Origin of the sequence: Enterobacter cloacae complex sp. 277I4, from assembly GCF_050031465.1 — a bacterium.
In the GTDB taxonomy this organism is placed as follows: Bacteria; Pseudomonadota; Gammaproteobacteria; order Enterobacterales; family Enterobacteriaceae; genus Enterobacter; species Enterobacter cloacae.
On the sequence record NZ_JBLGWC010000001.1, the window covers coordinates 1,677,180 to 1,691,268 of the forward strand.

A 14,089-nucleotide genomic window follows, 5' to 3' on the forward strand; every position below is an offset into this window, starting at 1 on the left:
AAATAGCTTATTCAGTACTCGCCCATGTTATATGGAATACATGGTCCTTTTCATTTATCAAAAATAAGATTATCAGGAATTAATAATGAAATTTATGAAGCCAACCTATCTGGCACTCTTTGTCGCAGCCGTTTCCGGCTCTGCGTTCGCCGCAGCGCCAGGTACGCCTTCAATCAGCAGCGGTAACGATAAATTTGCCATCGTTGAAGTGGACCAGGCCGTAGTGGACTACGGTAATCTTGTTAAGGTTCATAACGACGGTGTCGACGTAAAAGTCGAGTGGAACGTCTGGAGCGGCGACGCGCCGACCTCCGGTAAAGTGCTGCTGGATGGCAAGACCGTCTGGTCCGGTGCTGCCGGTGCATCCGGTTCTGCCACCTTTAAAGTGAAAAAAGGCGGTCGCTACCAGGAGCAGGTTGAACTCTGTAACAACAGCGGCTGTACCAAAAGCGCAAGCAAGCTGATCATCGTGGCGGATACTGACGGTAGCCACCTCCTGCCGCTGAATGCGCCTCTGCAGGAAAACAACAAAACCTTCGCAAAACATACCGATAAAGTGGTTGCCGCCTACTTCCCTGAGTGGGGCGTTTATGGCCGTAACTTCCCGGTCGATAAAATCCCTGCCGCTAACCTGAACCACATCCTGTACGGCTTCATTCCAATCTGTGGCGGCGACGGCATCAACGACGGTCTGAAAACCGTTGAAAACGGCAACAGCTTCGCCAACCTGCAGAAAGCCTGTGCTGGCCGTCCTGACTACACCGTGGCGATCCACGATCCGTGGGCTGCGCTGCAAAAACCTCAGTCCGGCGTATCTAACTGGGACGACCCGTACAAAGGTAACTTCGGCCAGCTGATGGCGCTGAAAAAAGCCCATCCTGACCTGAAAATTCTGCCATCCATTGGCGGCTGGACCATGTCCGATCCGTTCTATCACATGAACGATTCCGCGATCCGTGCACGTTTCGTGGCCTCTGTGAAAGACTTCCTGAAAACCTGGAAATTCTTCGACGGTGTGGATATCGACTGGGAATTCCCGGGCGGCGGCGGTGTGAACGAATCACTGGGTAACCCGCAGCAGGATAAGGCAACCTATACTGCCGTGATTCGCGATCTGCGTACCATGCTGAACGAACTGTCCGCTGAAACGGGGCGCACCTATGAACTGACCAGCGCCATCGGTGCCGGTAAAGATAAGATTGAAGACGTGGATTACACCACGGCGCAGCAGTATCTCGATCACATCTTCCTGATGAGCTACGACTTCTACGGCGCGTGGAGCATGACCGATCTGGGCCACCAGGCTGCGCTGCATGCACCAGCATGGCGTCCGGACACCAACTACACCACCGAAAATGGCGTTAACGCGCTGCTGGAGCAGGGCGTACAGCCAGGCAAAATCGTGGTGGGTACCGGCATGTACGGTCGTGGCTGGACTGGCGTTCACGGCTATACCGGCAACAACCCGTTCACCGGTACCGCGACTGACGGCGTGAAAGGCACCTGGGAACCAGGCGTTGTTGACTATCGTCAGATTGTGAACGAGTACAAAGGCAAGCCAGGCTGGGAATATGGCTACGACGCGGACGCTGAAGCGCCATACGTCTTCAACAAATCCACCGGCGAGCTGATCTCTTATGAAGATGCCCGTTCCGCCACCGCAAAAGGTAAGTACGTTCTGGCGAAAAACCTGGGCGGCCTGTTCGCGTGGTCTATCGACTCCGATAACGGCGATATCCTGAACGCGATGAACGAAAGCCTGCTGGGCAGCTCCACGCCAGATCCGGTAGTGACCAACCATGCACCGGTTGCTTCTGCGGCGGATCAAACTGTGACCGGCCCTGCGACCGTGACTCTGGATGGCTCTGCCTCCACCGATCCTGATGGCGATGCGCTGACCTACAAATGGACCCAGATTTCTGGCCCAAGCGTTACCCTGACCAACAGCACCAAAGCGAAAGCGACCTTCTCTGTTGGCGCTGTGACCAGCAACCAGACCCTGGCATTCCGTCTGACCGTGACCGATCCAAAAGGCCTGAGCAGCACCGCTGACGTTCAGGTTGTGAACAAAGCGCCGAAAGCCAACCAGGCCCCTGTGGTTAACCAGATGCAGAACGTCATTCTGGAAGCCGGTCAGACCTACGCCCTGAACGTGCAGGCGGCGGATCCAGACGGTGATGCACTGACCTACGCCTGGAGCGTACCATCTGATATGCACGCGACCGGTACTGATACCTCCAGCGTACAGATCACCGCGCCGGACGTTACAACTGACTCAACCTACACCCTGAGCGTTGTCGTAAGCGACGGTAAAACCAGCGTACAGTCTAACGTACAGGTTACCGTAACGCCGAAAGCCACCCCGGTTGTGCCTGATGAAGACAATACCCCGTCTGACGAAGGCAACACGCCATCCGATGAAGGTAACACGCCATCGGATGAAGGCACTGCAACCGGCAGCTGCGATAACCCGGTAGATGCCAATGCCAGCAAATACGCGGCATGGGAATCCAGCAAAATCTACAACAACGGCGACATGGTCAGCTCCGATAATCTGGTATGGAAAGCGAAGTACTGGACTCAGGGCAACAAACCTGGCTTTAACGCCGATGCATGGGAACTGGTCAGCCAGGTGAAAATGAACTGGCGCTCCGACATGGTCTACAACGGTGGTGACAAGACAACCTATCAAGGTTTCGAGTACCGCGCGAAATGGTGGACAAAAGGTGACAAACCAGGCAACAGCGATGTATGGGTGAAAGAAGGCGCGTCAGCAGACTGCAAATAATCTTCTGAGCTTGAAATTGTGGGTGTGATATCGGCCCACAATCACTGGTCACACCCCGCTTCGGGTGTGGCCAGTACCTTCCACTAATTTAACAGGACGTGTTTGAGGAGAATAAAAAACGGCCACGCAGGTGAAGAATGAAAAGGTTTCTGTTTTTGTTATTGATATTAAGTCATAGCGCATTTGCAAATTGCTGGAATAAAGCGGCGCATTATTATCATATTGATCCGTTTTTACTTTATGCCATCGCGAATGTGGAATCGGGAATGAACCCGTACGCCATTGGCATCAATCATGACGGAACGCGCGATGTCGGATTAATGCAAATCAACAGCTCGCACTTTCCTGAACTTGAACGCAAAGGCATTAATGAAAACCGTCTGATGACAGAGCCCTGTACCTCCATTATGGTCGGCGCCTCTATTTTGTCAGGCATGATTAAGGTTTATGGATACAACTGGGAAGCGGTAGGTGCGTATAACGCCGGGCTTAAAAAAGAAAATTACCCTAAGCGCATGGTCTATGCCCATAAGGTCTGGAAAAAGTATCAGCAGTTAAAATTAGCCGCCCGCGACAGAACCAACTGGTGAGTTTTTTGTTTTTTGAAGAGTACCCACCCGTATTCTTCAGAAAATGAAAAGCAGCTGTCTGAAGTTTATTTATTAACGGATTAATAAATGAATTTAGATTTATTTAACTTTATCGAAATTAACAGGAATAACCGAGATGAATAAAAGGACATTACTGAGCGTGCTTATTGCCGGTGCCTGCGTAGCGCCGGTGATTGCTCAGGCCACCATGCTGAAGGCGGAAAGCAGTGTGCCTTACACCATGAAAGCCAGCGATTTGGCTAAAAAGGAAAAAGAGCTCACCGATTTCCCACTGATGAAATCCGTGAAGGATACCATCCGTACGCTGGACAACGCTCAGGTCGAGCAGATTGAGCCAGGCCGTGCAGCCAACCCGGTAAACGTGAAACGCGTTGAAGGGATCCTTAAAGAGAGCGACTGGGAATACCTGTTCCCGCTGCGCGCGAAGGATTACAGCTACAGTAACTTCCTGAAAGCCGTGGGTAAATTCCCGGCGCTGTGTGATACCTACAACGATGGCCGCGACAGCGAAGCTATCTGCCGTAAAGAGCTGGCAACCATGTTTGCTCACTTCGCACAGGAAACCGGCGGCCACGAAAGCTGGCGTCCGGAGCCGGAATGGCGTCAGGCACTGGTCTATGTGCGCGAGATGGGCTGGAGTGAAGGCCAGAAGGGCGGCTATAACGGGGAGTGTAACCCGGACGTCTGGCAGGGTCAGACCTGGCCGTGCGGTAAAGACAAAGATGGCGACTTCCTGAGCTACTTTGGCCGCGGCGCTAAGCAGTTGTCCTACAACTACAACTACGGTCCATTCTCTGAAGCAATGTACGGCGATGTCCGCACGCTGCTCGACAAACCTGAGCTGGTGGCCGACACCTGGCTGAACCTGGCGAGCGCCATCTTCTTCTTCGCCTATCCACAGCCGCCAAAACCAAGCATGCTTCAGGTTATCGACGGCACCTGGCAGCCGAACGACCACGATAAAGCCAACGGCCTTGTCCCTGGCTTTGGCGTGACCACCCAGATCATCAACGGCGGCGTAGAGTGCGGTGGCCCGACTGAAATTGCTCAGTCTCAGAACCGTATCAAATACTACAAAGAGTTCGCTAACTACCTGAAAGTCCCTGTACCGGCTGACGAAGTGCTTGGCTGTGCCAACATGAAGCAGTTCGATGAAGGTGGCGCAGGTGCCCTGAAGATCTACTGGGAACAGGACTGGGGATGGAGCGCGGATACCCCAGATGGCAAGACCTACGCTTGCCAGCTGGTGGGTTACCAGACGCCATTTAGCGCGTTCAAAGACGGCGACTACACCAAGTGTGTACAGAAGTTCTTTAACGTGAACATCGTTAACGACGACGGTTCCGCGGTCGTGCCGGATGAAACACCGGCTCCTGCTCCAGCCCCGTCTGAAGATGAGACGCCAGCGCCGACACCAACACCGGATGAAACCCCGGCACCTGTGCCAGACGACATCCCGGCGGTGGTAAACCATGCGCCTGTAGCGCAGATTGCCGGTCCGATCGGTGCGGTTGAAGCCGGTGCGCAGGTCTCCCTGAGCGCAGAAGGCTCTACCGACGAAGACGGCAACAAGCTGACCTACACCTGGCGTTCCCAGGACGGCCAGACCGTTACCGGCGACGATAAAGCGGTAGTGACCTTCAACGCGCCTGAAGCCGCGACGGCGCAGCAGTATGAAATCAGCCTGACCGTCAGCGACGGCGAGCTGAGCAGCACCACCACATACCTGCTGAACGTAAAAGCCAAAGCAGCCACCCCGTCTCAGGACGAAGGCACTTCCGGCTCTTACCCGGCGTGGAGCGCGAACAGCAAGTACAGCGCAGGCGATATCGTGAACAACCACGGTAAACTGTTCCAGTGCAAACCGTTCCCGTACAGCGGCTGGTGTAACAACGCACCAATGTACTATGAACCAGGCGCAGGTCTGGCATGGTCTGAGGCCTGGACGGCTCTGTAAAAGCAAAACGGCAACCTTCGGGTTGCCGTTTTCGTGTTTACACCCTCTCCCTGTGGGAGAGGGCCGGGGTGAGGGCATCAGGCCGCACCCAATTAACTACCGATGCAACTTCCCATGGTCCCGCAGCCACGCCGCGGTGCGCACAATCCCTTCATCCAGGGTCACAATCGGCTTATACCCCAGCTCGTTCTCCGCACGCGAAATATCCAGCGTGAAATCAAAATTCAGCTTCGACACGCCGTAATGCGTCAGCGCAGGCTCTTTGGCGGTTTTGCTGCCAAAACGCTCCATGCTGCGGGCAATCATATCCAGCATGGGATAAGGCACCGAGCGAATGCGGCAGTCGATGTGCAGCTCGTCGATCAGGCGCTGCACAATGGTGCGAAGGCGGCAGGGTTCGCCGTTGGTAATGTTATAGGCGCGACCGGACGCCAGTTTATCGCTATCCGGCTGGCTCGCCAGCCACATGGCGTACACGGCATTTTCGTAGTAAGTCATGTCCACCAGCGCATCACCGCCGCGCGGCAGCAGCACGCTGCCGTAGTGGTGCATCATCTGCGCCAGGCGCGGAATAAACACTTTATCGTGTGGTCCGAAAAGACTTTGCGGACGCAGGATCGTAAAGCGCGTATGCGGGTTCGACTGCGCCAGCAGGTCGATCACCTCTTCGCTGGCCGCCTTGCTGCGGGCAAACTCACAGGCAAAACGGGCCGGACGGAACGTTTCCTGGATATCCCGGTGGTGGTGATAGTCGAAGTAGAGCGACGGAGAGGAGATATGAATAAAGTTACGCACGCCCCAGGCAACGGCCCACTCGCCCAGACGGCGCGTGGCGCGCACGTTGGCGAGATCGAAGGCTTCCTGGGTTCCCCACGGAGAGGTAAAACTGGAGCAGTGCCACAGGGTGTCGATTCCGGCGAGCATCACTTTCGCCTGAGAGGAGACCAGCTCCGTCAGGTCGGCATGGACAAACTCTGCGCCCATTTTTTGCAGCAGCTTACCCATCGCCTCGTTGCGACCGGTAGCCCTGACGCTAATGCCTTTGTTGCGCAGAAATTCGACCGCATTTCGGCCTAAGCCGCTGGTCGCCCCGGTAACCAGTACCTTCATAACAATCCACTGTGTTGAAAAGAATTTCGTGCGCATTCTTTCGTGAATTACGGCGGGTTGCAATGGGAAAGGTGAAAGAAAGCGAGTTTTATTTAGTTCTTTTCCGTTTTTTGTTCTGCCAGTTGCGCAATCCGTTTTGCCATCCCGCGGAAGATAAACAGATGTGCGGGGATCATCAGTAACCAGTAGAACAGACCGGGCATCCCATGTGGGTGCCACCAGGCGCGGACGTCCAGTTCACGGCAATTGCCTTTGTCTTTCAGCGTGAAGCAGAGCCGTCCCAGCCCTGGCGCTTTCATGCCGAACAGCAGCGCCAGCTGTTTTTCCGGTTCGACGATGATGACTTTCCAGCTGTCGACCGTATCACCCACTTTGAGGTACGGCTGCGCAGGGCGGCCTTTCGCCAGCCGGTGGCCCACCAGCAGATCCATCGCTCCGCGTGTCTGCCAGAGAATATTGCCGAAGAAATAACGCTCTTTGCCGCCGATCTGGTTCACCACCTCCCACAGCGATGCCAGGCTGGCCGAGGTTTTCACCGTGCAGCCCGCCTGTTTCGGGTAATAACCGTACTCCGGCCGCCAGCGGGCAAACGCCTGCGCGTCGTAGCCCCAGTCGCTGGAGTTCACCAGCTTCTCTTCTTCTTTCAGGGTATGGCGCACCGCGTCGTCAAAACGGATCAGCATCTGCGGAATTAATGCGCGCAGTTCGCCATCGTTCGCCAGCAGATCGTGCTTCAGCCCCTGGATCAGCGCTTTCGCTGTCGTCGGCGGCACCGAGGTAATAACGTTTAAAAACCACACGGAGATCCAGCGGGTCGGAAAGGGAACGGGGATGAGCCAGCGTCGGCGGCCGCTGACGCGCATAAAATGCTCGAACTGTTCCTGATAGCTCAACACCTCCGGCCCCGCGGCCTCAAGCACGCGGTGCTGTTCGGCGGGATGGTCCAGCAGCGCCACCAGGTAATGCAGCAGGTTTTCCAGGGCAATCGGCGTGGTGCGCGACCGCACCCAGCGCGGTGGGGTGAGCACCGGCAGGTTGTAGACCATATCGCGCATCACTTCGAAGGCGGCAGAGCCCGCGCCGACGATGATCCCCGCCCGCAGTTCGGTGACGGGGATATCCGTGCTGCGCAAGGTGTCCGCGGTAAGCTGACGGGCGCGCAGGTGGTCGGACTGCTCATTTTCGGGCGCCTGGAGCGAGCTTAAAAAAATCACCTGCTTAACTGGCGTTTGCCGCAGGGCATCGCGGACGTTCAGGGCCACCTGACGTTCGTGGGCGATAAAATCGCCGCCTTCGCCCATGCTGTGCACCAGGTAGTACAGCGTGTCGACCCCTTCCAGCAGTGCGGGTAGTGACTCTGGCCAGTTAAGGTCGACGTTGTGGCAGGTGACGCCAGGCAGGTTTAGTTTTTGCAGGCGTTCAGTGTTGCGTGCCGCCGCCAGCACCTGATGTCCTTGCTGGCTTAACGCCGTGGTCAGATGCTGACCGATATACCCGCTGGCACCAAGCACCAGAATACGTTGCGGCACGTTCTGCTCCTTAACGCTGTAAAAACGCCTGCCAGTGTTTCACGACGTCCAACAGCTGCTCGCGGTTGACGTCGAGATGCATCACCAGACGCACAACAGGTGACGCGTTGATCAGTACGCCACGCGCTTTCATGAACTCCCCAAGCGCAGCGGCGTGCTCATCACCCACGCGAACAAACAGCATGTTGGTGTCGTGTCGCATCACGTCGGCGCCAATTTCACGCAGTTGCCCGGCCATCCACGCGGCGTTGTCGTGATCGTCCTGCAGACGTGCCACGTTGTTTTTAAGGGCATACAGACCCGCTGCGGCCAGAATACCGGCCTGGCGCATGCCGCCGCCGGTCATCTTGCGCCAGCGGTTGGCGCGGTTGATGTAGTCCGCATCGCCCACCAGCAGAGAACCCACGGGGGTGCCCAGCCCTTTTGAGAGGCAGATGGTGAACGAGTCACAATATTGCGTAATCTCGTTTAGCTCGCAGCCGTAGGCTACCACGGCGTTAAAGATTCGTGCGCCGTCCACGTGCAGGCCGAGCCTGCGCTCGCGGGTAAATTCCCACGCCGCTTTGAGGTACTCGCGCGGCAGGACTTTGCCGTTGTGGGTGTTTTCAAGGCTGAGTAATTTGGTGCGGGCGAAGTGGATGTCGTCGGCTTTGATTTTTGCGGCGACCTTGTCGAGCGGGAGAGTGCCGTCCGGTGCGGCGTCGATCGGCTGCGGCTGAATGCTGCCGAGCACCGCCGCGCCGCCCGCTTCGTACAGGTAGTTATGCGCTCCCTGGCCGACGATGTACTCTTCACCGCGTTCGCAGTGGCTGAGCAGCGCCACCAGGTTGGCCTGCGTTCCGGTGGGCAGGAACAGGGCGGCCTCTTTACCGCTGAGTTCTGCGGCATAGCGCTGCAGTTCGTTGACCGTTGGATCGTCACCGTAGACGTCGTCCCCGACCGGGGCGGCCATCATCTCTTCGAGCATGGCGCGACTCGGACGGGTAACGGTATCACTGCGTAAATCAATCATTTCACATCCCTTTATTTTAAGAGGTCATGCGAAATGTTTTACCTGAGCCAGTTGGTTTTTGCCAGTTCGATCACTTCATCGCCGCGGCCGCTGATGATCGCCCGCAGCATGTAGAGGCTAAAGCCTTTGGCCTGCTCCAGCTTGATCTGCGGCGGGATGGCCAGCTCCTCTTTGGCGACCACCACATCCACCAGCACCGGGCCGTCGATGGAAAACGCCCGTTGCAGAGCTTCATCCACCTCGGAGGCTTTCTCCACGCGGATACCGGTTATGCCGCAGGCTTCGGCAATGCGGGCAAAGTTGGTGTCGTGCAGCTCGGTGCCGTCCGTCAGATAGCCCCCGGCCTTCATCTCCATCGCCACAAAGCCCAGCACGCTGTTATTGAAGACCACGATTTTCAGCGGCAGCTTCATCTGCACCACCGACAGGAAATCGCCCATCAGCATGCTGAATCCGCCGTCACCGCACATCGCCACCACCTGACGCTCCGGGGCGGTGGCTTTGGCGCCCAGCGCCTGCGGCATGGCGTTGGCCATTGAGCCGTGGTTGAACGAGCCGAGCAGGCGGCGTTTGCCGTTCATCTTCAGGTAGCGTGCTGCCCAGACGGTTGGCGTGCCGACGTCGCAGGTAAAGATGGCATCGTCGTCCGCGAAGTGGCTGATCTGCTGCGCGAGATACTGCGGGTGGATCGCTTTGTCGCTCGGTTTGGCGAGTTCGTCCAGCCCCTTACGCGCATCGCGGTAATCGCTCAGGGCTTTGTCGAGGAATTTACGATCCGTTTTCTCTTCCAGCAGCGGCAGCAGGGCGGCAAGGGTAGATTTAATGTCGCCCACCAGCGCCATATCGACCTTGCTGTGTGCACCGATGCTGGCCGGGTTAATATCGATCTGAATGATTTTGGCATCCGTCGGGTAGAACGCGCGATAGGGGAACTGGGTACCGAGCAGGATCAGCGTGTCGGCATTCATCATGGTATGGAAGCCGGACGAAAAACCGATCAGCCCGGTCATGCCCACGTCGTAAGGGTTATCGTACTCAACGTGCTCTTTGCCGCGCAGGGCATGAACAATTGGGGCTTTTAGCTTACCTGCAAATTCAAGGAGTTCCTTATGCGCGCCAGCACAGCCGCTGCCGCACATCAGGGCGATATTGCTGGCGTAACGCAGCAGTTGCGCCAGTTTTTTCAGCTCCTCTTCAGCTGGGGTAACGACCGGCTGGGGGGCGTGATACCAGTGGGTGCTGGCCCCTTCGGGCGCAGCCTTGAGCGCCACATCCCCCGGGATCACGACCACAGAAACACCGCGGTTCAGCACCGCCTTGCGCATGGCTATCGCCAGAACCTGCGGGATCTGCTCCGGCGAGGACACCAGCTCGCAATAGTGGCTGCATTCACGGAACAGCTCCTGCGGATGCGTCTCCTGAAAATAGCCACTGCCGATTTCAGATGAGGGAATATGGGCGGCAATTGCCAGCACCGGCACGTGATTGCGGTGACAGTCGAACAGCCCGTTAATCAGGTGCAGGTTCCCTGGGCCACACGACCCGGCGCAGACGGCCAGTTCCCCGGTGAGCTGTGCTTCGGCCCCGGCGGCAAAGGCGGCGACCTCCTCATGACGGGTCGGCATCCATTCAATGGTTTTCATCTTGTTGAGGCTGTCGCTCAGCCCGTTCAGTGAATCGCCGGTTACGCCCCAGATACGTTTTACACCTGCCTGTTCAAGGGTCTTCGCTATGTATGCAGCCACGGTTTGTTTCATGGTTGTCCGTCTCCTTTTTGTGATATCGCTTACAAGCTTAGAAGAAAGTCACTGTATTGCCTGCACAATACCCCTCATTTCAGGGTGGTTTTCACCGGCAATGATTCGGCATAATCTGGCGACAGATTGGGTGAAAACGGGAATCATTTCAGATGGTTAAATCATTGTTAATTGCTGTAAGCGAAAAGCTAACGTGCGACGATCTCGGCAAACTCTTGTTACGACTTGCCGTCGGTGGGCTGATGTTGTTTCACGGATTACACAAGTTATTTGGCGGTGTGGGCTTTATCAGCGGCCTGCTGGTGGAAAAAGGGCTGCCGGGGTTTATTGCTTACGGCGTATTGATTGGCGAAGTGGTGGCACCGATCCTGATCATTGTCGGCCTCTTTACGCGCCCGGCGGCGCTGGTGCTGGCGTTTACCATGATTGTGGCATGGCTGATGGTGGGCACGGGCAAAACCTTTGCACTCGATGCCGTTGGTGCGTGGGCCATTGAGAGCCTGGTGTATTTCTTTATCGGCTCGCTGGCGGTGGCGTTTTTAGGGGCAGGGCGGTACGCGGTAGGGAAAGGTCCTGCGTGGCGATAGGGCAAAAAAAGCCCGGTGGCGCTGGCGCTTACCGGGCCTACAATGACACGTTTAACGATTACGCGAGCACAAGATCGCCCTGCGGATGACATGAGCACGCCAGCACATAACCTTCAGCAATTTCTGCATCGGTCAGCGTCATGGTGCTGGTCACGCTGTACTCCCCGGAGACTACCTTCGTTTTACAGCAACCGCATACGCCCGCACGGCAGGCAGCTACCACCGGCACCTTATTGCTTTCCAGCGCCTCCAGCAGCGTGGTGCCCACGCGGCCAAAGAAGGTTTGCGCCGGTTGCAGTTTGGTGAACTGAATCCCGCTGGTTGCCGCCTCCGCCACCGGCGTGAAGAACTGCTCTTTGAAGAAGCGGGTTACGCCCAGGGCTTTCACTTCCTGTTCCACAATCTCCATATACGGTGCCGGGCCGCAGGTCATCACCGTACGGTTCGCTATATCGGGCACGCGTTGCAGCAGCTCGCGGCTCAGACGTCCCTCGACAAAACCGTGCGTCGCGTTGTGCTCTGCCACCAGCGTCACCGGGTAGTTGCGCCACTCATCGGCAAAGATCACATCGTCCGGCGAGCGCACGCTGTAGATCACCTGCACGTCGGCCTGCGGGCGGTTTTTGGCCAGCCAGCGACGCATTGACATGATCGGCGTGACGCCACAGCCCGCGGCCAGCAGCAGGAATTTATCTTCGCTTTTGTCGTCACAGGTAAATTCCCCCTGAGCGTCAGACAGCCAGATGTAATCCCCGCGCTTGACGTCACGCGTGAGCCACTGCGAGCCTGCACCGTCATCGATGCGGCGGATAGTGAGCGTAATGTATTCGCTCACGCCCGGCGTCGAGGAGATCGTATAGGCGCGCAATGTGTCCGCGGAGTTGCGGACACTGACCAGCGCATACTGACCGGCACGGTACGGGTAGTAGTCATGGCACAGCAGCGACAGCGTCCACACATCCGGCGTCTCCTGATGGATGTGATGAACCTGCATCCGCCACGGGCACTGAGAGGTTGGCATGGTCATGAAATACTCCTTACGCGCTCAGCAGTTGCTGCATATCTTCTTCTACGGTGGTCACGGAACGCAGACCGAATTTCTCGTTCAGCACGGCCAGCAGGTCCGGCGTCAGGAAGCCTGGCGCGGTTGGGCCGGTGACGATATTGGTAACGCCCAAAGAGAGCAGGGTCAGCAGGATCACAATCGCTTTCTGCTCGAACCAGGAGAGCACCAGCGACAGCGGCAGATCGTTCACGCCGCAGCCCAGTTTCTCCGCCAGCGTGACCGCCAGAATGATGGCTGAATAGGCATCGTTACACTGACCAGCATCCACCAGACGTGGCAGCCCTTCAATGTTGCCGAAGTCCAGCTTGTTGAAACGGTATTTACCGCAGGCCAGCGTCAGGATCAGGCAATCTTCCGGCACGCGGGTGGCGAAATCGGTGAAGTAGTTACGCTCACCGCGCGCGCCGTCACAGCCGCCAATCAGGAAGATGTGGCGCAGTTTTTCACGGCTGACGAGGTCAATCAGCGAGTCTGCGGCGCCGAGCAGCGTTTCGCGACCAAAACCGACAGTGATCAGGTGCGGAATTTCGCTGTACGGGAAGCCCGCCATCTGCTGCGCCTGGGCGATCACCGGACCGAAATCGTCACCTTCAAGGTGATTCACGCCCGGCCAGCCAACGATGCTGCGGGTCCAGATGCGGTCATCATACGCGCCGACGGTCGGGTCGATGATGCAGTTAGAGGTCATCACAATTGGGCCCGGGAAGCGGGCGAACTCAACCTGCTGATTCTGCCAGCCGCTGCCGTAGTTCCCGATCAGATGTTTGAATTTACGCAGTTCCGGGTAGCCGTGTGCGGGCAGCATTTCGCCGTGGGTATAGACGTTAACGCCGGTGCCTTCGGTCTGCTTCAGCAGGTTGTAGAGATCTTTCAGGTCGTGGCCGGAGATGAGAATACATTTGCCTTCGGTCGCTTTCACATTGACCTGCGTTGGCGTTGGATGACCGTAGGTGCTGGTTTCACCGGCATCCAGAATGCTCATCACTTTGAAGTTCATCTGGCCGATTTCCATAGAGCACTCAAGCAGCGCATTCATATCGGCAGGCCAGGTACCCAGCCACGCCATGATTTTGTGGTACTGCGCGTAGATGTCGTTATCGTACTGGCCAAGCACGTGCGCGTGCTCCATATAGGCTGCGGCACCTTTCAGGCCGTACAGGCACAGCAGGCGCAGGCCGAGAATGTTCTCGCCAATCGCCGCTTTGTCTTTGTTCGGGGTAAATTCTGCGGCCTGACGCTGTAATTCGCCCAGGTCGTCACTCACCAGCTGCAGTTCTGACATCGGGTTGTCCACACGGGCGCTGGTATCGGCATTCAGGCACTGCGCTTTCAGCGCTTCGCGCAGGGCAATCGCTTCACGGGCGTACCCGACAATGCGCGGCGAATCAAAGTTAACGTTAGTCAGCGTGGAGAAAAAGGCGCGCGGCGCAAAGCTGTCTACGTAGTGGTCGACAATACCGTACTCGCGGGCTTTGAATGCCCAGGCGGAAAGCCCCTGCAGGGCAGCAATCAGCAGATCCTGCAGGTCTGATGTTTCTGCGGTTTTACCGCACATACCCTGCGCGTAAGAACAGCCATTGCCTGCCGGGGTACGGATAGTTTGTTCACATTGCACACAAAACATAATCACACCTGTTAAAGTTATATTTGATATACATGTTTAAGGTTATGC

Annotated in this window: 10 protein-coding genes; 4 read left to right on the plus strand and 6 right to left on the minus strand. The window is 56.8% G+C overall.

What is annotated here, in order from left to right:
- Positions 1-85: 85 nt before the first annotated feature.
- The 3 genes from ACQG19_RS08065 (at position 86) to ACQG19_RS08075 (ending at position 5,356) form a co-directional block, all read left to right on the plus strand.
- The gene (locus ACQG19_RS08065; protein WP_246931504.1) at positions 86-2,788 is read left to right on the plus strand and encodes a glycosyl hydrolase family 18 protein; all 2,703 of its coding nucleotides are present in this window, start codon (positions 86-88) and stop codon (positions 2,786-2,788) included.
- A gap of 137 nt (positions 2,789-2,925) precedes the next feature.
- A complete protein-coding gene (iagB, locus tag ACQG19_RS08070) occupies positions 2,926-3,378 on the plus strand; it encodes a type III secretion system invasion protein IagB (protein ID WP_029883008.1) in 453 nt (150 codons plus the stop codon).
- Between the two features lie 136 nt (positions 3,379-3,514).
- Positions 3,515-5,356, plus strand: coding sequence for a glycoside hydrolase family 19 protein (locus tag ACQG19_RS08075; protein WP_013097339.1), 1,842 nt, complete (start codon positions 3,515-3,517; stop codon positions 5,354-5,356).
- 96 nt (positions 5,357-5,452) lie between these two features.
- On the opposite strand, the gene ACQG19_RS08080 is transcribed toward ACQG19_RS08075, so the two are convergent.
- The 4 genes from ACQG19_RS08080 to poxB form a co-directional block, all read right to left on the minus strand.
- On the minus strand, positions 5,453-6,466 hold the full coding sequence (locus tag ACQG19_RS08080; protein ID WP_013097338.1) for an NAD-dependent epimerase/dehydratase family protein: 1,014 nt from the start codon (positions 6,464-6,466) through the stop codon (positions 5,453-5,455).
- Between the two features lie 92 nt (positions 6,467-6,558).
- Positions 6,559-7,995 carry an SDR family oxidoreductase gene (locus ACQG19_RS08085; RefSeq protein ID WP_222168582.1) on the minus strand — a complete coding sequence of 479 codons (1,437 nt, stop codon included), beginning with the start codon at positions 7,993-7,995 and terminating at the stop codon, positions 6,559-6,561.
- Between the two features lie 10 nt (positions 7,996-8,005).
- Positions 8,006-9,007 carry a low-specificity L-threonine aldolase gene (gene ltaE / locus ACQG19_RS08090; RefSeq protein ID WP_222168583.1) on the minus strand — a complete coding sequence of 334 codons (1,002 nt, stop codon included), beginning with the start codon at positions 9,005-9,007 and terminating at the stop codon, positions 8,006-8,008.
- Positions 9,008-9,045: 38 nt separating this feature from the next.
- Complete coding sequence (poxB, locus tag ACQG19_RS08095) at positions 9,046-10,764, minus strand: ubiquinone-dependent pyruvate dehydrogenase (protein ID WP_013097335.1); 1,719 nt, start codon at positions 10,762-10,764, stop codon at positions 9,046-9,048.
- Between the two features lie 152 nt (positions 10,765-10,916).
- Between poxB and ACQG19_RS08100 the strand changes: the two genes are divergently transcribed.
- Positions 10,917-11,351 carry a DoxX family protein gene (locus ACQG19_RS08100; protein WP_222168584.1) on the plus strand — a complete coding sequence of 145 codons (435 nt, stop codon included), beginning with the start codon at positions 10,917-10,919 and terminating at the stop codon, positions 11,349-11,351.
- A gap of 58 nt (positions 11,352-11,409) precedes the next feature.
- On the opposite strand, the gene hcr is transcribed toward ACQG19_RS08100, so the two are convergent.
- Positions 11,410-12,378: an NADH oxidoreductase gene (hcr, locus tag ACQG19_RS08105; protein ID WP_246931502.1), complete on the minus strand. Its 969-nt coding sequence runs from the start codon at positions 12,376-12,378 to the stop codon at positions 11,410-11,412.
- Positions 12,379-12,388: 10 nt separating this feature from the next.
- Positions 12,389-14,041 carry a hydroxylamine reductase gene (hcp, locus tag ACQG19_RS08110; RefSeq protein WP_222168586.1) on the minus strand — a complete coding sequence of 551 codons (1,653 nt, stop codon included), beginning with the start codon at positions 14,039-14,041 and terminating at the stop codon, positions 12,389-12,391.
- Positions 14,042-14,089: the final 48 nt, after the last annotated feature.